The 18,459-nt window shown below is 38.1% G+C and carries 15 protein-coding genes; 11 read left to right on the top strand and 4 right to left on the bottom strand.

The annotated features are described in order from the left end of the window. Positions 1 to 159: 159 nt before the first annotated feature. From J2Y40_RS05690 to J2Y40_RS05640, 11 genes are all read left to right on the top strand, one after another. On the top strand, positions 160 to 2,019 hold the full coding sequence (locus tag J2Y40_RS05690) for a glycoside hydrolase family 13 protein (protein ID WP_153391242.1): 1,860 nt from the start codon (positions 160 to 162) through the stop codon (positions 2,017 to 2,019). A 9-nt stretch (positions 2,020 to 2,028) separates the two neighbouring features. Continuing rightward, complete coding sequence (locus tag J2Y40_RS05685) at positions 2,029 to 2,547, top strand: nuclear transport factor 2 family protein (protein WP_153391244.1); 519 nt, start codon at positions 2,029 to 2,031, stop codon at positions 2,545 to 2,547. A 2-nt stretch (positions 2,548 to 2,549) separates the two neighbouring features. Beyond that, the gene (locus tag J2Y40_RS05680) at positions 2,550 to 3,953 is read left to right on the top strand and encodes an MFS transporter (RefSeq protein WP_153391245.1); all 1,404 of its coding nucleotides are present in this window, start codon (positions 2,550 to 2,552) and stop codon (positions 3,951 to 3,953) included. 345 nt (positions 3,954 to 4,298) lie between these two features. Beyond that, on the top strand, positions 4,299 to 5,027 hold the full coding sequence (locus tag J2Y40_RS05675) for a pirin family protein (protein WP_153391247.1): 729 nt from the start codon (positions 4,299 to 4,301) through the stop codon (positions 5,025 to 5,027). 117 nt (positions 5,028 to 5,144) lie between these two features. Then, entirely contained in the window at positions 5,145 to 5,696 is a 552-nt protein-coding gene (locus tag J2Y40_RS05670) for an NADPH-dependent FMN reductase (protein ID WP_153391249.1), read from the top strand. 283 nt (positions 5,697 to 5,979) lie between these two features. Further along, positions 5,980 to 6,972: a phosphoribosylformylglycinamidine cyclo-ligase gene (purM, locus tag J2Y40_RS05665; protein ID WP_153391251.1), complete on the top strand. Its 993-nt coding sequence runs from the start codon at positions 5,980 to 5,982 to the stop codon at positions 6,970 to 6,972. Between the two features lie 75 nt (positions 6,973 to 7,047). Then, positions 7,048 to 7,614 carry a phosphoribosylglycinamide formyltransferase gene (gene purN / locus J2Y40_RS05660; RefSeq protein WP_309997682.1) on the top strand — a complete coding sequence of 189 codons (567 nt, stop codon included), beginning with the start codon at positions 7,048 to 7,050 and terminating at the stop codon, positions 7,612 to 7,614. A 224-nt stretch (positions 7,615 to 7,838) separates the two neighbouring features. Further along, on the top strand, positions 7,839 to 9,356 hold the full coding sequence (purH, locus tag J2Y40_RS05655) for a bifunctional phosphoribosylaminoimidazolecarboxamide formyltransferase/IMP cyclohydrolase (RefSeq protein ID WP_309997680.1): 1,518 nt from the start codon (positions 7,839 to 7,841) through the stop codon (positions 9,354 to 9,356). Between the two features lie 89 nt (positions 9,357 to 9,445). Then, entirely contained in the window at positions 9,446 to 10,684 is a 1,239-nt protein-coding gene (purD, locus tag J2Y40_RS05650; protein ID WP_153391257.1) for a phosphoribosylamine--glycine ligase, read from the top strand. Positions 10,685 to 10,839: 155 nt separating this feature from the next. After that, entirely contained in the window at positions 10,840 to 12,387 is a 1,548-nt protein-coding gene (gene guaA / locus J2Y40_RS05645) for a glutamine-hydrolyzing GMP synthase (protein ID WP_409017684.1), read from the top strand. A 490-nt stretch (positions 12,388 to 12,877) separates the two neighbouring features. Then, complete coding sequence (locus J2Y40_RS05640; RefSeq protein ID WP_309997675.1) at positions 12,878 to 14,380, top strand: carbon-nitrogen hydrolase family protein; 1,503 nt, start codon at positions 12,878 to 12,880, stop codon at positions 14,378 to 14,380. Between the two features lie 315 nt (positions 14,381 to 14,695). On the opposite strand, the gene J2Y40_RS05635 is transcribed toward J2Y40_RS05640, so the two are convergent. From J2Y40_RS05635 to J2Y40_RS05620, 4 genes are all read right to left on the bottom strand, one after another. Beyond that, on the bottom strand, positions 14,696 to 16,276 hold the full coding sequence (locus J2Y40_RS05635) for an alpha/beta hydrolase-fold protein (RefSeq protein WP_309997674.1): 1,581 nt from the start codon (positions 16,274 to 16,276) through the stop codon (positions 14,696 to 14,698). 162 nt (positions 16,277 to 16,438) lie between these two features. Then, positions 16,439 to 17,251 carry an AraC family transcriptional regulator gene (locus tag J2Y40_RS05630; RefSeq protein ID WP_153391265.1) on the bottom strand — a complete coding sequence of 271 codons (813 nt, stop codon included), beginning with the start codon at positions 17,249 to 17,251 and terminating at the stop codon, positions 16,439 to 16,441. A gap of 102 nt (positions 17,252 to 17,353) precedes the next feature. Beyond that, on the bottom strand, positions 17,354 to 17,518 hold the full coding sequence (locus tag J2Y40_RS05625) for a hypothetical protein (RefSeq protein WP_185113845.1): 165 nt from the start codon (positions 17,516 to 17,518) through the stop codon (positions 17,354 to 17,356). Between the two features lie 127 nt (positions 17,519 to 17,645). Continuing rightward, entirely contained in the window at positions 17,646 to 18,458 is an 813-nt protein-coding gene (locus tag J2Y40_RS05620; RefSeq protein WP_153391267.1) for a tetratricopeptide repeat protein, read from the bottom strand. Position 18,459 lies beyond the last annotated feature (1 nt).

Genomic DNA, 18,459 nt, shown 5'->3' with positions numbered 1-18,459 from the left:
ACAGATGAGTCATACAAAATAAGGGATATGAAAATAAATCTTCTCAATCTGCCAGATCCGCGAGAAAATAAAAATTCGTGCAGCCGGGCCATATAAATGATACAACAACCTGAATGGCTTATTGTTTAAAGAAAAATTAATATTAAATTGAATCCTCTTATGAAAAAAATATACATTGTTTCCGCACTTACCATTGCTGTTGCAGCATTTTCACAAAAACCGCTTGAAAAAGTAGAGCCTGCTTTCTGGTGGAAAGGAATGAAAAATCCTGAACTTCAGATCCTGGTATATGGAAAAGACATCGCTAAACATCAGATTGAATTGTCAGATGGTGTGCAGGTGAAAGATATTCAGAAGACTGACAATCCTAACTATGCCTTCGTTACCGTCAATACCAATGAAATTAATGTTCCGAAATTCACCCTCAATGTCAAAAACGGGAAACAGAATCTGGGTTCATACACTTATGAACTCAAACAGAGAAATCCCGGATCAGCAGACCGTGAATCCTTTACCTCAAAAGATGTAATGTATCTTATCATGCCTGACCGTTTTGCTAATGGTGATGAAACAAATGATTTTCAAGCGGATCTGACAGAAAAAGCAGACCGGAAACTTCCCAACGGAAGACATGGCGGCGACTTAAAAGGGATCATCAAAAATATTGATTATATCCAAAATCTTGGTGCTACAGCAGTATGGCTTACTCCTGTAAATGAAGATAACGAAAAAGTATATTCTTACCACGGATACGCTCAGACCGATCTGTATAAAATAGACGGAAGATTCGGGACCAACGAAGAATACAGAGAACTTTCCCGTGAACTGAATAAAAGGAAAATGATGTTGGTCATGGATTATGTTACCAATCACTGGGGGGTGTCCCATTGGATGATCAAAGATATGCCTTCCAAAGACTGGATCCACTGGTTTACCGATGGAGAAAACGGATTCAAACGTTCCAATTATAAAACAACTACGCAGTTTGATACCAATGCATCAGAAATTGATAAAAAATACGCTCTGGACGGCTGGTTTGACAAAACAATGCCGGATCTCAACCAGAAAAATCCTTTGGTACTAAAATATTTAACCCAGAACGCCATCTGGTGGATTGAATATGCTGAATTAGGAGGCTTCCGGGTAGATACCTATCCGTACAACGATAAAGAAGCAATGGCTGCATGGGCAAAAGCAATTACCGATGAATATCCTAAATTCAACATTGTAGGGGAATCATGGCTTTACACTGCTGGCCAGATCTCAGCATGGCAGAAGAATTCTAAAACAGGAGAAGCGGCGGGGTACAACTCCAATCTGCCTTCCGTTATGGATTTTATGCTTTTTAGTGATATGCCGAAAGCTTTTAACGAAAAAGAAAGCTGGGACAGCGGAATGATAAAGCTCTACAATTCCTTTACCAGCGATTTTTTATATCCTGATATCAACAATATCTTAGTCTTCTTTGAAAACCACGATACCGAACGTTGGAACGAGATTTTCAAAGGCGATCCTAAAATATACAAGATGGCGCTGGCTCTGATTTCTACCGCTCGTGGAATTCCACAGATCTATTACGGCTCAGAAATAGGAATGCGCGGAAACAAGAAAAAAGGAGGAGATGCTGACATCCGCAGAGACTTTCCGGGTGGCTGGAAATCTGATAAGCAGAATGCGTTCAATCCATCAGAACAGACCTCTGAACAAAAAGAGTTTTATCAGTTTACCCAGAAATTATTAAACTGGAGAAAAGGAAAAGAAGTCATCCACACCGGGAAAACTAAAAATTACGTTCCTAAAGATGGCGTTTTTACCTATTTCAGATATAATGATAAGGAAAGCGTAATGGTTATGATCAATAACAGTAAAAAAGAACAGGTCGTAGACTTAAGATATTTTGAAGAGTCCCTCAAAGGATTTTCCAAAGGGAAAGAAATTATTTCAGGAATGGAGCTGAGTTTAAAGCACACCACAACAATTCCTGCCAGAACTTCGTTTATTATTGAACTTGAAAAATAAATAATACCTATGAAAAAATTAATAGCAGCTTATACATTAATCCTTTTTTTATTTGGATTTTCGATGCTTTCGGCACAATCTGGTAAAACATTTGAGAAAGAAAAATCAGAGATCAGTACGATGCTTGATGGTTTTAACACCGCTGCTGCAAAATCTGATTTCAACACCTATTTCAATTATTTTGCCGATGAATCTACCTTTATCGGAACCGATGCTACCGAAGTCTGGGATAAAAAAGCCTTCATGGTTTGGGCAAAACCTTATTTTGACAAAAAGAAAACCTGGAACTTTACAGCTCTGAAAAGAAACATCTATTTCAGCAAAGACGGAAAGCTGGCATGGTTTGATGAATTGCTCAATACCCAGATGAAGATCTGCAGAGGATCTGGAGTGGTAGAAAAAATTAATGGCAGCTGGAAAGTAAAGCAATATGTACTTTCCATGACGGTCCCAAACGATGTAGTAGATAAAGTAGTTGCTGAAAAAACAGCTATTGAAGATCTGTTGATACAAGAATTAAAGAAATAAAGATGAAGGCTTCTAATACTGTTTCAAAAAAAATAAAACCCAATCTTTCCATGCTCCAGATCATCAATATGAGCATGGGATTTCTGGGAATCCAGATGGCATTCGGGCTGCAGAACGGTAATGCAAGCCGTATTCTGGCCAATCTGGGAGCAGATGTTCATGAATTATCATGGTTCTGGCTGGTAGCTCCAATTACAGGCCTTATTGTTCAGCCGATTATCGGGCATATGGGAGATAATACCTGGAGCCCGCTGGGAAGAAGAAAACCTTACTTTTTAATTGGAGCCATTCTTTGCGCCATAGGATTGGTATTGCTTCCCAATGCAGCATCTGTAACCACTATGTTTGCCGCCAGTGCACTTTTACTGGCTGTGGTTTTCCTTGCCATGATGGATGCTTCCGTCAATATTGCTATGGAACCTTTCAGAGCGTTGGTAGGAGATATGCTGCCAAAACACCAGGGAACTGTTGGATTTTCGGTGCAGACTATTCTGATAGGATTTGGTGCCGTACTCGGTTCCTATCTGCCGGATTGGCTGACTAAACTTGGAGTTTCCAATGTAGCTCCCGAAGGTTTTGTCGCTGATAATGTAATTTATTCCTTTTATGTAGGGGCGGTATTGCTTCTCATATCTATTCTGTATACCATTGTCACCACCAGAGAATATTCTCCGCAGGAATTCGCAGAATTTGAAGAAGAAGGTACAGAAACAGAGAAAGTACATTCTAAGTTTTCAGATATCTTTAAGGATTTTGCAGCTATCCCTGCGCAGATGAAAAAGCTTGGGATCGTTCAGTTTTTCTCATGGTTTGCCCTGTTCACCATGTGGGTATTTACCACGAGTGCCCTGGCAACCCATCATTTGGGGCTTTCTCCTGAAGATACGCATTCCAAAGCATTCAATGATGCCGGAGACCTTACCGGAAAATTATTCGGGATGTACAATCTATGGGCTATTCCATTTGCATTTTTACTGACCCCTATCGCAAAATGGATTGGTAAAAAACAAACCCATGCTTTAGCTTTATTATGCGGAGGATTAGGATTGATCTCAATGTATTTCATTAAAAATGTAGATCATCTGTGGATCTCCATGATTGGATTAGGATTTGCCTGGGCAAGTATCCTGGCGATGCCCTATGCGATGCTGATCGAAGTGATTCCGCAAAAGAAAATGGGGGTTTATATGGGGATCTTTAACTTCTTTATCGTTATACCGCAGATCATCAACGGATTATTGGGAGGTCCTATTGTAAGCGGTATCTTTGGAAAACAGGCAATGGATTATGTTGTTGTAGGGGGGGTATGCATGCTTATCGGTGCCTTGGTCACTATGATTTTTGTTAAATCAGAAGATGAAACCCCAAAGGAAATACAGGAAGAAATCCAACAGGTACATTTTTAAGAAGTCACAGGTTCAATAAATAATGAAACTGAAAAATGGGATTACAAAAACCACCTGCCATTTAAAAAAATGTAGACTTTATTCAATAGAAGCGGGCTTCAGCCCGCTTTGTTTTATTTAAACCAAAAAAGAACAAGAAGATCAACAGGAAAAAAAACAGATTGAATTGAAAAACGACATTATAAAAACCGTCTATCATTTAAAAGAATGCAGACTTTATTCAATAGAAGCGCGCTTCAGCCCGCCTCAAATTTAATCCCATCCCCCCTTCATCTCCTTTCTTAACCTACATCAACAATTTTCAATTCCCATATCCCGTACATTTGTACCATAAATAATCACAGAATGAAAACAGTATATCATAAAGCAGATTCAAGAGGCCATGCCGACCACGGATGGCTGAACAGTTACCACACATTCAGTTTTGCTAACTATCAGAACAAAGACCGAATGAATTTTGGGGTATTAAGAGTATTGAATGACGATACCGTTACACAAGGAATGGGATTCGGAACACACCCTCACAGGGATATGGAAATTATTTCAATTCCTCTGGAAGGAGATCTGGAACACAAAGATTCAATGGGAACTACGGCGGTTATTAAAAAAGGCGAGATTCAGGTGATGAGTGCCGGAACCGGAGTAATGCACAGTGAATACAACAAAAATAAAGATGTTCCGGTGAAATTTTTACAGATCTGGGTTTTTCCGAAAGAACTGAACGTGGAACCTAGATACGACCAGAAAAGCATCAAAGAGGGAGAAAAGATCAACGGATTCCAGCAAATCTTATCACCTAATAAAAATGATGACGGAGTATGGATTCATCAGGATGCATGGTTTAATATCGCCAACTTTAAAAAAGGAAACGGTAAAAACTATATGCTCAACAAAAAAGGAAATGGGGTTTATGCTTTCGTTTTAAAAGGGAGTGCCAAAGTAGGAGACAGGGTTCTCAATGAAAGAGACGGGCTTGGAATCTGGGATACCCAGAGTTTCAATATCGAAGCAACGGAAGATACTGAAATCCTGTTGATGGAAGTACCGATGGAGCTGCCGTCTTACTTAAAATAAACGTAATAATTACGGATCTTTTTCCAGGATAAATCTGTCTTGGAAAAAGGTCCATAATCATAAAAACTTCGCGATATTTGCGATACAATAATACATACCTTAAAAATATAGACAATAATGAAAGTTTTAGCAATAGCAGGAAGCAATTCAGAGGCTTCAATGAACAGACAGCTGGTAGCCTATGCAGCATCCATGTTTGAAAATGCAGAAGTAGAAGTAATAGACCTTAACCCTTTTGAAATGCCGATTTATAAGCATGAAAGAGAATTAGCGGGTGGTGTACCTCAGGAAGCTCATGATTTTGCATCGAAAATTGACGGAGCTAATTTACTTTTAGTAGCATTGCCGGAGCACAACGGAACATACTCTACAGCATTCAAAAACGTGTTCGACTGGGTGTCCAGAATTAAAGACAGAACCGTATGGAATGAAGTGCCGATGCTATTGATGTCAACATCCCCGGGCGGAAGAGGTGGAGCCGGAGTTTTGGAAGCAGCAACGAAGCGTTTCCCTTTCCACGGAGGGAATATTGTAGAAACTTTTTCACTTCCTTTTTTCAATGATAACTTCGATAAAGCAGAACAGAAAATTTCCAATGAAGAGAAAAACACTGAATTAAAGGAGAAAATCACAAAGATTGCGGCCATTGAAACCATCCTTGAAAAATAGAATTTGAAAATTCATTTAAAATTACTATTTTTGCAAAAAGAAAAGAGATGAAAATTCAGACCACTTTTAAAGAATGTTTTCCAAAGAAAGGGAAAACTGTGGGCTCTGAAATTCTGAGATAAAATAACGGCCGATAATCTACCAAGATTGTCGGCTTTTTTATTTTCTAAATCTGAAATAAAAAGTAATTGAAATATTAAAAGATAAGAAGACGTAAGACATCAGATGCAGGATAATTAGTCATCTGAAATCTGAAATCCGATATCTAAAAATCTAAGCAGACATGAGCAACACTTACAAATCAGCAGGAGTAGACAAAGAAGAAGGGTACAAAACGGTTGATAAGATCAAAAAAGCAGTAGGCGAGACCCACAATTCCAATGTACTGAACCATCTGGGAAGCTTTGGAGCTTTCTATGAGATCGGAGGATATAAAAATCCTGTACTGGTTTCAGGAACAGACGGAGTGGGAACAAAGCTGAAAGTAGCTTTGGATACCAAAAAGTATGACTCTATTGGAGTTGACTGCTTTGCCATGTGTGCCAATGATATTCTGTGCCACGGTGCAAAACCATTGTTCTTCTTAGATTATCTGGCTTGCGGTAAATTAGATTCTGAAATTGCTGCTGAGATTGTTTTAGGAATGGTAAAAGCTTGTAAAGACAATAACTGTGCATTAATTGGTGGGGAAACTGCTGAAATGCCGGGAATGTACCAGCCGGGAGATTATGATGTAGCAGGATTCTGCGTAGGAATTGTAGAAAAAGATGAGATCATCGACGGTTCCAAAATCAAAGCGGGAAATAAGATCATTGCCCTTCCAAGCTCAGGATTCCATTCCAATGGATTCTCTTTAGTAAGAAAAGTATTCCCGAACTTCGAAGAGGAGTTTGAAGGAAAACCATTATACGAAACCCTTTTAGTACCAACAAGACTTTATTTCCAGGACATTCACAAAGTAATTGAAGAAGTAAAAGTAAGCGGAATTGCCCACATCACAGGAGGTGGACTTTACGAAAACGTTCCAAGAATTATTCCTGAAGGTCTGTGTGCTTCCATTGATGCTTCCAAAATCAGAATTCCAAGTGTAATGCTTGAACTGGAGAAAAGAGGCGGGGTAGCCCGTGAAGAAATGTTCGGAACCTTCAATATGGGAGTAGGAATGATCATCGTAGTAGATGCTGAACACGCTGAAAAAGTACTTCACCTTTTAGATGATGCTTACGAAATCGGAGAGATCACAGAAGGCGCAGAGAAAATTGATTTGAAATTTTAAATGACATCAGATTTCAGATCCTATACATCAGACTCTAAGTCTGTAATCTTAAATCTGACATCTAACATCTGAATAATGAAAAACATCGTTGTACTCGTTTCCGGCTCAGGAACCAATCTTCAGAGAATCATTGATACCATTGAAGCAGGTGAAATAGAAAATGCAAAAGTATCTTTGGTTGTTGCAGACAGAAAATGTTACGGACTGGAAAGAGCAAAGAATCATGCTATAGACCATATACTGGTTCCAAGAGGAAAGAATTTCAGCAGTGAACTGGCGAAAGTAATTCCGGCAGATACAGACCTGATCGTTTTAGCAGGATTTTTATCCATTTTAAAACCTGAGTTCTGTGAAAACTGGAACGGAAAAATTATTAATATCCATCCTGCATTGCTTCCGAAATTTGGAGGAAAAGGGATGTGGGGAATGAACGTTCACAACGCCGTTATTGAAGCAGGAGAAAAAGAAAGTGGAGCTACCGTACATTTTGTAACCTCGGGAATTGATGAAGGGGAAGCTATTCTTCAGAAATCATTTGAAGTAACAGCAGAAGATACTCCGGAAACATTAGCTCAGAAAGTCCACCAGGTTGAATATGAGATATTTCCATTAGCCATTAATAAGGTCCTGCAAAACAAATAATGTAACAATCTAACAATGTACCAGTTTACCAATCATTTATTGTTACATTGTTCAACTGATATATGGTTACATTAATAAAAGAATCTAAGTAAAATAAAAATAAGTCCGGAGGTGAAAGAACCGGCTACAGTTTGAAATAGCTGTAAAAAGTAAAAATTGAAAGTCCCGAAAGGGCGGTTGAAAACAAGCATAGGGTGAAATCCTATGAAAAAATCGAAAGTAAAATGAGTAAAAAGAGAGTTTTAATCAGTGTCTCAGACAAAAGCGGATTAATTGAATTTGCACAGTTTTTGGAAGCCCAGAATTATGAATTGATCTCCACAGGAGGAACATTCAAGCATTTGAAAGACGCTGGCTTAAATCCCATTCAGATTGATGAGGTAACCAATTTCCCTGAAATGCTTGACGGAAGAGTGAAAACCCTTCACCCGAAAGTTCATGGAGGACTTTTAGCAGTCCGTGCCAACGAAGAGCATATGAAAACCGTTCAGGAACACGGAATTGGTCTGATTGACATGGTGATCGTAAACCTTTACCCTTTCTTCGAAAACGTAAACAAAGACATTTCTTTACACGAGAAAGTAGAATTTATCGACATTGGCGGTCCGTCAATGCTTCGTTCTGCTGCTAAGAATTTTGACTCTGTTACCGTAATCACGGATGTAGAAGACTATACGGCTGTAAAACTGGAAATGGAACAGAACGGAGATACGTATATTGAAACCCGTAAAAAGCTGGCAGGAAAAGTATTCAACCTTACCTCTGCTTATGATGCAGCGATTTCAAGAATGCTTTTAGAAGAAGACTATCCTGCTTACTTAAATGCTTCCTACAAAAAAGTCGCAGACCTTAGATACGGCGAAAACCCCCATCAGACGGCAGCTTACTACGTTTCTACTTTCGAGAACGGTGCTATGAAAGATTTCACACAGCTTGGCGGAAAAGAACTTTCTTTCAACAACCTTCGCGATATGGATCTTTGCTGGAAAGTAGTGAATGAATTTAAAGAAGAAATGGCGTGTTGCGCTGTAAAACACTCAACCCCTTGCGGTGTAGCCATCGGAACTTCAGCACTGGAAACCTATCAGAAAACTTTCGAATGTGACCCGGTTTCCATCTTTGGCGGAATTGTTGCAATGAACTATACAATTGATGCTGCTACAGCTGAAGAATTAAATAAAACCTTCCTTGAGATTGTAATGGCTCCTAACTTTGATGAAGAAGCACTGGAAATTTTAAGAAAAAAGAAAAATCTTAGAATCATCAGGATCGCAAACCCTGTTTCCGATAAGCAGACATGGGTAAAAGTGGATGGAGGAATCCTGGTTCAGGATAACGACACTCATTTCTCTGATGACATCAAAGTAGTTACAGAAGTACAGCCTACGGAAGAACAGAAAAAAGCACTGCTTTTCTCCCAGAGAGTAGTAAAATACGTAAAATCAAATGCTATTGTGGTTTCCAACGGAATCCAGGCTTTCGGGATCGGTGGCGGACAGGTAAACAGAATCTGGGCAACACAGCAGGCCATTGAAAGAGCAAAAGAGAAATTCTCCGGAGATCTTGTATTAGCTTCCGATGCGTTTTTCCCTTTCCGTGACGTAGTTGATTTCTGCGCACAGGAGGGTATCAAAGCAATCATCCAGCCGGGTGGAAGTGTAAAAGACCAGGACAGTATTGAGGCCGCCAATGAGCATGGTATCCCGATGATGTTCACAGGAGTCCGACACTTTTTTCACTAATTAAAATAGAATTAAAAAATAATTAGAGATTGTATTTATAGCATCCAAAATTATATATTTGTAGAATAAGACTAGATAATAAATAAAGTATGAGAATATTAATCATAGGTGAAGGCGGTAGAGAATCTGCTCTAGCAGCAAAGCTTCAGAATGACCCGAGAATTTCTAAAATGTTTTTTGCCAACGGGAATGCTACTACCGATGTAATAGGGAAAAATGTTCATTTATCAGAAATCAAAGAACTTAGAGATTTCGCGATCAAAGAAAAGGTAGATCTTACGATTGTAGGTCCGGAAGCACCTCTGGTAGCAGGTTTGAAGGATGAATTTAAAAAGCACGATCTGAAAGTTTTCGGTCCGACTCAAAAAGTGGCGAGTCTGGAAGGAAGTAAAGCTTTCTCTAAGAAGTTTATGCAGACCTATGATATCAAAACAGCTAAAGCTGTAGTATTTGATTCATACAACGATGCTAAAGAATACGTTCAGAAACAGCAGTTTCCTTTAGTAATCAAGGCCAGCGGTCTTGCAGGAGGAAAAGGAGTGGTGATCTGTGATACGCTGGAAGAAGCAGAAGCAACCATCCACGACTTCATGATCAGAAGAATCTATGGTGACGCGGGAATCCGTTTAGTTATTGAAGAATATCTGCAAGGTTTTGAAGCTTCCATCATTGCATTCTCAAACGGTGAAAAGCTTTTCCCGTGTATCGCAGCAAAAGATTATAAAAAAGCCGGAAACGGTGATACAGGTCCAAATACAGGAGGTATGGGATCAGTAGCTCCAAGCCCGGAATTTACGCAGGAACACTACGCTGATTTCGAGAAAAATATTTTAGAACCTACCATTAAAGGTCTTAAAGGAGAAGGTTTCAGCTTCAAAGGAATCATTTTCTTCGGATTAATGGTTACCAAAAACGGAACTTACCTTCTTGAATACAACATGAGATTTGGAGATCCAGAAACTCAGGTACTGATGGCCCTTATGGAAAACAATCTTTTGGACGTGATCCAGGATTGTATGGACGGAAAAGATATCGAGCTTAAATTCAAAGACGAAAAAGCAGTATGTCTTGTCATGTGTTCAGGAGGATACCCAAGAAACATCGAAACCGGTTTTGAAATCTCCGGTGAAGATAAAATGAAACACAGCAAACTTTTATATGCGGGAGCTATCAGAAGAGGAGACAAAGTAGTTTCAAACGGTGGAAGAGTGCTGAACATTGTAGCTACAGGAGCTACTTACGATGAAGCCCGCAAGAAAGTTTACGAAGACGCAGGTCACGTACACTTCGACTACGGTTTCTATAGAGAAGACATCGGAAAGTTTTAATAAAAATCACGAAAAAAGATTTGGATCACCTCCAAGTCTTTTTTTGTAAAACAGTTAAATAAGCAATAAGCTTTAGGCTACAGGCAGTATGCTTATTGCGGTATGGAAAGCTTATAGCCTGAAGCCTATTGCTTAAAGCTTTTAAATTAATCATCATTTATCAATTATCAAAAATGAACAACGGTATTATTATCTTAGACTTCGGATCCCAGTACAACCAGCTTATCGGAAGAAGAATCCGTGAAATGGGAGTATACTCTGAAATCTTACCTTACAATACACCTTTACAAGATATTTTAGCAAAACAGCCTAAAGGAATCATTCTTTCCGGAGGACCAAGCTCTGTAAACGCAGAAAATGCCCATCTGGTAGAAAAAGCATTATACGAACAGGGAATTCCCGTTCTTGGAATTTGCTACGGAATGCAGATGACTGCCCATCTTTTGGGAGGTAAGGTAAACAAAGGAGAAAAAGGAGAATATGGTAAAGCAAACCTAGAGATCGTTAAAGAAAGCTCTTTACTGAAAGGAGTCACTCAAAACTCTGTAGTATGGATGAGCCACTTTGATGAAGTAGGAGAACTACCGGCAGGCTTTGAACTGAATGCAAAATCAGGAGTAATTGCTTCCATCTCTAATGAAGAAAGTAAAATTTACTGTGTTCAGTTCCACCCGGAAGTTTCCCATACCGAAGAAGGCGGAAAAATGTTGGAAAATTTCGTTTTCGGAATCTGTAATGCAGAAAAAAACTGGAAACTAACCAATTATATCGAAAAAACAGTTGAAGAAATCCGTGAGAAAGTTGGAGACAACAAAGTAATCCTTGGACTTTCAGGAGGAGTAGATTCTTCTGTAGCAGCTGTTTTGATCCATAAAGCAATTGGCGATCAATTGACTTGTATCTTCGTAGATACAGGATTATTGAGAAAAGATGAGGGGAAGAAAGTAATGGATCAATATGGAGAGCATTTCCATATGAACATTAAAATGGTAGATGCTAAAGAAAGATTCCTTTCCAAATTAGCCGGAGTAGATGATCCTGAGGCGAAAAGAAAGATCATCGGAAACGAATTCATCCACGTATTTGACGAAGAGTCCCATAAAATTGAAGGCGCTAAATTCTTAGCTCAGGGAACCATTTATCCTGATGTAATCGAAAGCCAGTCTGTAAACGGACCATCTGCAGTAATTAAGTCTCACCACAACGTTGGAGGACTTCCTGAAGATATGGAATTCGAGTTGTTAGAGCCATTAAGAGAGCTTTTCAAGGATGAAGTAAGAAGAGTTGGAGAAGAATTAGGCATTCCTCACCATATGGTATACAGACACCCGTTCCCTGGTCCGGGACTAGGAATCAGAGTATTGGGAGCTGTAGATGCAGAAAAAGTAAGAATCCTTCAGGAAGCGGACGATATTTTCATCGAAGAACTGTATAAAAACGATCTTTATGAAAAAGTATCCCAGGCTTTCGTAGTCCTTCTTCCCGTAAAATCTGTAGGAGTTATGGGAGACGAAAGAACTTACGAATACACCGCAGTCGTTCGTTCAGCCAACACTATCGACTTTATGACGGCAACGTGGAGCAGACTTCCTTACGAGTTCCTGGATACCGTTTCCAGCAGAATCATCAACGAAGTAAGAGGAATCAACAGAGTAGCTTACGATATTTCAAGCAAACCACCAGCAACCATTGAGTGGGAATAATTTAAACTTGAATTGAGAATATAAATCCTGCCCATTTGGGTAGGATTTTTTATTGGATATTATTGAAATAAATAAAATAGAATCAGTCACAAAATTTGAGAATAATATATTTTATAATTATGGAACATCCTCATTTACTTTAAAATAAGACTTTGTTAAGTTTATGATTTTAGCAAAAGAGTTCAACTAAGAGCAATAGGTTTGCCGGATTGACCCAGGAAGCAGTCTCAATTTTTAGCGAATGATTCCGGTCTTGAATTTTGTATACTTTTTTTGACTACGTCGAAGCTTCGATTTCAAGAAAAAGTATAATAAGAAAAAAATAATCCTAAGCTTATGTTCATCCTGGTCGTTTGTTGATTCCAGCTTTTGAGCCTGAATCATAAAATGTACAATATGGCAGTTAAATTTATATAAATGATGGAAGAAGTACCTTTATATAAAGATTTAAATAAAATATTTTCCCTAAATTTAAGTAAAATTACATCAAATGCAAATAGAAACAAGGCCCCTGAGTGTTCAGGATTATGAAGAACTGGCAGAAACGATGAAAAGGGCTTACCCGCAGATGTCGGAGTCTATATGGTCTAAAAAAAGCATTGAAAAGCTTACCCGGATGTTTCCGAAAGGGCAGATCTGTATTACGGTAGACGGAAAACTGGCCGCCGTGGCGCTTTCAATTATTGTTAACTATGAAGAATTCGGGGACGATCATACCTACAGCGATATTACAGGAAATTATACCTTCAATACCCATTCAGATACCGGAAATGTACTGTACGGAATAGAAGTGTTTGTAGACCCTGAATTCCGTGAACTGCGTCTCGGAAGGAGATTGTATGATGCCCGGAAAGAGCTTTGCGAATTATTAAACTTAAAATCCATTATCCTTGGAGGCAGAATCCCGAATTACCACAAATACAGCCATGAATTTTCTCCAAGAGAATATATACGTAAGGTAAGAGATAAAGAGATTTATGATCCCGTATTGTCTTTCCAGCTTTCCAATAATTTCCTGCCGATCAGGGTTCTGAGAAAATACCTTCCCGAAGATGAAGCATCAAGAGAAAATGCGGTTCTTCTTCAGTGGAATAATATTTATTACAGCAAGCGCCCGAATACCATGCAGGACAGCATTATCCGTTTGGGATTGGTACAGTGGCAGATGAGGCATTTCAAAGATATTGAAGCGTTTTATGAGCAGGTAGAATTTTTCGTGAATGTAATGGGAGATTACAAATCAGACTTTGTCCTGTTTCCGGAATTGTTCAATACTCCTTTGCTGGCTCCCTTTAATAAACTTTCAGAAAGAGACAGTATGATCGAACTGGCCAAGCTTACCGATCAGATAAAAGAAAAGATCTCAGAACTGGCTATCAGCTATAACGTGAATATTATTTCCGGTAGCATGCCTGTTTTTGAAAACAATGAACTGTATAATGTAAGCTATCTTCTTCATCGTGACGGACGTATGGATGAATACAGAAAAATTCATATCACCCCGAATGAAAAGAGATACTACGGAATGAAAGGAGGCAGTGAGATAAAAGTATTTGATACCGACTGCGGAAAAATAGGATTGGTCATCTGTTATGACGTAGAATTTCCGGAATTGCCAAGGATTTTGGCAGATCAGGGAATGAAAATCCTTTTCGTTCCTTACCTTACCGATACACAGAACGCCTATATGAGAGTCCGCCACTGTGCGGCAGCGAGAGCTATAGAAAATGAATGTTACGTAGCCATTGCAGGTTGTGTAGGAAACCTTCCAAAGGTGAACAATATGGATATTCAGTTTGGACAGGCAGCCGTATTTACCCCGTCTGATTTTGCGTTTCCATCCAATGCCGTGAAAGGAGAAGCAACTCCCAATACAGAAATGACCCTGATTGTGGATGTAGACCTCAATCTGCTGAAAGACCTTCATCACCACGGTTCCGTTCAGGTAATGAAAGACAGAAGGAAAGACCTTTACGATACCTATCTGAAATAACAACAATTATTATATTACTTAAAACCACCCCGGCAGAGGTGGTTTTTGTTATGGCATAAATCTGCTTCCTAAATTGCACTAGCGAACCTATTAATTTATTTCGCCTTTAGCCAGTATAATTTCAGTTCTCAAAAATGTAGATCTAGATAAAATCTTGTATTTCAAAAATAAGCGAAGCGGCTTTGTTTATCTTAAACACACAGCTGTTAATTATCTTTGTCTGCCTTTGCGATTAATAAAAAAAACGTCCCAACTTGTAAGATTCTTAACTGCATTATACAATGAAAATTAGAGGAAGAAATATTAATGGGTACTTTAGACTTTAAAATTAATGTAGTTAATCCAGATCTGCTCACGATCCCTGTTTCTCTCAAAATTCTTCAGCATAAATTCACGGTCATATTTTACTTTTTCATTGAAATATAATTTTTCATTGATAAAAACTTTAACCTTTTTATCAACATCAATCATTTCCGGAGAAATATTAATAGAAAAAGATCCGATACGGGAAGTCTCTATCCGGAAAACATTCTGAGCATATTCAGCCTTTATTTTTCCTGATTTTCTTGGAAAGTCAAAAGCATTTTTATCTGTATTTTCAACAACTAAACTGTCATTTTTATCATATTTCAGCCATTTTGTGATTTTGAAGTTCAGTTTTTTATGCCAAACAGCTGCAGATCGTAGTGTATCCCTTTTTATATCGGATAACCAGTCAATAGTTCCATATCTTTCATCATCAGATTCCCACGAAATTTCTTTAGGAAACGGATTTCTTTCCCGGTTTTTCATATCATTAAAAATAATCTGATAAGCAGGTTCGGAGGCATTGTACATAGGAAATGAATGCGGAAATCCATTATAACGGTACTCCTTATAATCGGCCTTTATTCCATGCATCATTTTTGTGAGATCGTCATTAGCATTAGTTGGATAATAGTAATCCTGATCCGTAGAAAAATTAATGAACGAACGGTTTTTTATATTTTCGATAAAAGTTCCGCCGGTAAAAACTTTAGGATAGGTATTCAGGCCGTAAAAGCCGGTAAACGGAGAAGGCTGCTTCATCAGATAGGAAAATGATCCGGTTGCTCCATTGGAATGGCCTGAAATAAAAACCTTGTTGTCATCAACGTTAATTGTTCTTTTGATCTGTTTCAGAATTTCGGGAACCATGAAAAAACCGTCATCAGAGGTCATCCAGTTGTAGGCTTTGCTGGCTTGTGGGAAAACCAGGATGACATCATTTAAGTCGGCATACTTGGTATAATACCTGTTCCAGCTTCCAAGATTTTGCTGAGGGATCTGAAAGTCTGCTAAATTACTGAAACGTACGGCTCCATGTAGAAAAAATAAAAGTGGATACTTTTTTTTCGGATTATAGTCTTTCGGTAAATGAACAAGATAAGAAGTTGTGGCAGAATCATTTATTTTGAATGAAACAGAATAATTCCGCTGTGCTTTGGGTAGAAACGGAGCATAGTTTTTTATATGATTGTACAATACATCAGCATTTTCCTTCTCATTAAAAGAATATTCTTTCATCTGGAAAAACTCGTCCTGAATTTTCTTTAAATTATTGTAAAACTCTTCTTTATAAGGCACTGTACTTTGCTTCAGGGCTTTCCATCTTGGATCAGCCAGCAGGTTTTTATAGTCACTTTCTGAAGATTCATCTTCAATATAGCTCCATCCCGGATAAGTGCTTTCTGTAGCTTTTATTTTAATAAGTGGAGTAAGATATTGGAAAGCCTTATCATAGTTTTTCAGTTCTGAAGCTAAAACAGACGCATTATAAAGCCCCGTTCCGTCGATGCTGTCGGGATACATTCTGAAAGCCTCTTCATATAGGTTGAAGGCCTTCTGATAATCGGCTCCGTTTTCTGTTTCCTCCATGAGGTCCGATGCCTTTTGGGTCAGGACTGAATAACTTTGCTGCCCACTTATAAGAGATGCTGCCCAAATGAAACCTATTGTTAAATAATTCCTCATACATTAAAATCTGATGAGGCAAAACTAGAGATAAAAAGCCGAGGAAAATTGTAAAAATGGAACACATCAGGGAAGTAAACGCCAGAAAGTATCCTGGCTGCCTAAAACGGTTCCTTGGTCAAAGAAACTTTTTGGAGAGTTTTCTGTAAGGTTTTTATAGGCCTTGTTAAAATGTGACTGGTCATTAAAATTAAATTCATAAGCCAGTTCTGTAAAACTTCTGTCCGGATTTTCAAACAGTTTTTCATTTACTGTTTTTCTGAAGAGAACAATTTCATGAAACTTTTTAACCGAGACGCCTAAATGAGCTTGAAAGTTTCTGTTCAGATGCTGTCTGCTGATTCCTATGGTGTCAGAAAGTTCAGTCACGGTAAAACTTTCACAATGATTGAATATATACTGAATGGACTTTTCCAGAATAGAATTTTCGAAGGGAATGAATCTTTTTTTCAGAGAAGCATCCAGTAAATGAGTAAGCAGTTGCGTATCTGTCGTCGAAAAAACTTTATTTAGTTCGTCCGGACTTAAGAACTCAAGGTGGTTAAGACTCTTCGTAAAAGATAGGTTTCTGTAAAATTGCTGAACTCCCAAAGGATGAAATACAATCACGATTCTGTAAACTTCTCCATATTGTACAACGTTGAGAACCTTTTCGCGAATAGGAGTGAAGATCTGAAGTGCCTGAGCGGCCTCATCAAAAGCAACATCCCCTTTTTCTGTTTGAATATGGGATTTATGAAAAGAAATGGTATTGTTAAAGTGCGGAAAACACTGAAATGTATGGATGCTGTTATGCGGTTTCAGGTCCAGGTAATAATAATCAATATACTTTTTGATTGTCGGGTTTTTCGGTTGGAATGTTTCAAATCTTTCTCTCATAGGCAAGCTTCATTCTTATTCTGAAATATGTGCAATTTACAAAATAAACCAATAAAAAAGAGCAGATCAAAGTCTGCTCTGTATTTAAAATATTCTCAAATTTTATACATATTTAGGGCACACCACAGCCGGACAAATCATTCCCGGGCATCTTGGTCTTCCGTCATCAGGACAGCACTTATTAGAACAGTTTCCGATAATGATACCGCTTCCTGAAATAGTTTTTAATTGTTCTCTTGACAGTTTGCTGTTACGTAAATTTTTCATGTTGTAATATTTTATGGATTTGTTTTAATATTTGTACATGTAAATATATCAAATTTATTATAAATGATGCTTTTTCTTAATATGATTGAATTTAATTATGCAAAATACTGGTTTTGTGTTGAAATTTTTATTTGAGTGTTTCTGAACATTTTGCTTTAAGAATAACATCATCAATACCATTATTTCCTAATTGCTTGCTTTTCAACAGACTTTTACAAGCCTTTTCTTTTTGGCCTGTGGATAATAAAACTTCACCTTGATAATAAAGGATAAGAGGGTCATTAGGATTGTATTCCAGAGCCTTTTCAAAATCCTGCAATGCGGCATCATGTTTTCTTAATAAAGCATAGGCTGTTCCTCTGTACTCATAACCTTTTTTTGATTTTTCCAGACTTAATGACGTGTTGAGGTCGTCTATCGCTTCAGCAAACTTATCCATACGCATTTTGATATAGCCCCGGTTCAAATAACCTCTATAATTTTGAGGCTGTTTTTGTACAGAAATATCAGCATCAGCCAGAGCTTCATGATACATGCCAAGTTCAGCTTTGGAAGCTCCTCTTTCACTATACAGCCTGTAATCTGTGGGAGTTCTTTCCAATGCAATAGTATAACTCTCCACCGCTTTTGCAAACTGATTGGTTAATGCGTAATATTTTCCATAAAAAGCATAAACTTTGGAGTTTTGTGGGTCTAACTCAAGAACTTTATCAAAATCCTCTTTGGATTTTTTACCATCATAGGAGTAGAGATATGACATTCCTCTGTATAAATAAGAATCAAAAATATTTTCCCTGGCGCTGATCGCTTTATCAAAATAAGAAATAGCTTTTTGAAAATTTTGCTGGTCATATTCTTTGTAGCCCAGATCATAGTTAGATTGCCCGAAAAGAATATGAAAATTAAAGAGTGAGAATAATAATAGTATTGTTTTTCTCATA

The organism is Chryseobacterium sp. 2987, from assembly GCF_031456375.1.
GTDB classification, from domain to species: Bacteria; Bacteroidota; Bacteroidia; order Flavobacteriales; family Weeksellaceae; genus Chryseobacterium; species Chryseobacterium vaccae.
This window is presented reverse-complemented; position numbering and strand designations above follow the sequence as displayed.

Excerpts from the sequence above, each read along its gene's own strand:
- J2Y40_RS05690 (WP_153391242.1), top strand. The coding sequence starts at position 160 with ATGAAAAAAATATACATTGTTTCCGCACTTACCATTGCTGTTGCAGCA.
- J2Y40_RS05685 (WP_153391244.1), top strand. The coding sequence starts at position 2,029 with ATGAAAAAATTAATAGCAGCTTATACATTAATCCTTTTTTTATTTGGA.
- J2Y40_RS05680 (WP_153391245.1), top strand. The coding sequence starts at position 2,550 with ATGAAGGCTTCTAATACTGTTTCAAAAAAAATAAAACCCAATCTTTCC.
- J2Y40_RS05675 (WP_153391247.1), top strand. The coding sequence starts at position 4,299 with ATGAAAACAGTATATCATAAAGCAGATTCAAGAGGCCATGCCGACCAC.
- J2Y40_RS05670 (WP_153391249.1), top strand. The coding sequence starts at position 5,145 with ATGAAAGTTTTAGCAATAGCAGGAAGCAATTCAGAGGCTTCAATGAAC.
- purM (WP_153391251.1), top strand. The coding sequence starts at position 5,980 with ATGAGCAACACTTACAAATCAGCAGGAGTAGACAAAGAAGAAGGGTAC.
- purN (WP_309997682.1), top strand. The coding sequence starts at position 7,048 with ATGAAAAACATCGTTGTACTCGTTTCCGGCTCAGGAACCAATCTTCAG.
- purH (WP_309997680.1), top strand. The coding sequence starts at position 7,839 with ATGAGTAAAAAGAGAGTTTTAATCAGTGTCTCAGACAAAAGCGGATTA.
- purD (WP_153391257.1), top strand. The coding sequence starts at position 9,446 with ATGAGAATATTAATCATAGGTGAAGGCGGTAGAGAATCTGCTCTAGCA.
- J2Y40_RS05640 (WP_309997675.1), top strand. The coding sequence starts at position 12,878 with ATGCAAATAGAAACAAGGCCCCTGAGTGTTCAGGATTATGAAGAACTG.
- J2Y40_RS05635 (WP_309997674.1), bottom strand. The coding sequence starts at position 16,276 with ATGGAGGAAACAGAAAACGGAGCCGATTATCAGAAGGCCTTCAACCTA.
- J2Y40_RS05630 (WP_153391265.1), bottom strand. The coding sequence starts at position 17,251 with ATGAGAGAAAGATTTGAAACATTCCAACCGAAAAACCCGACAATCAAA.
- J2Y40_RS05625 (WP_185113845.1), bottom strand. The coding sequence starts at position 17,518 with ATGAAAAATTTACGTAACAGCAAACTGTCAAGAGAACAATTAAAAACT.
- J2Y40_RS05620 (WP_153391267.1), bottom strand. The coding sequence starts at position 18,458 with ATGAGAAAAACAATACTATTATTATTCTCACTCTTTAATTTTCATATT.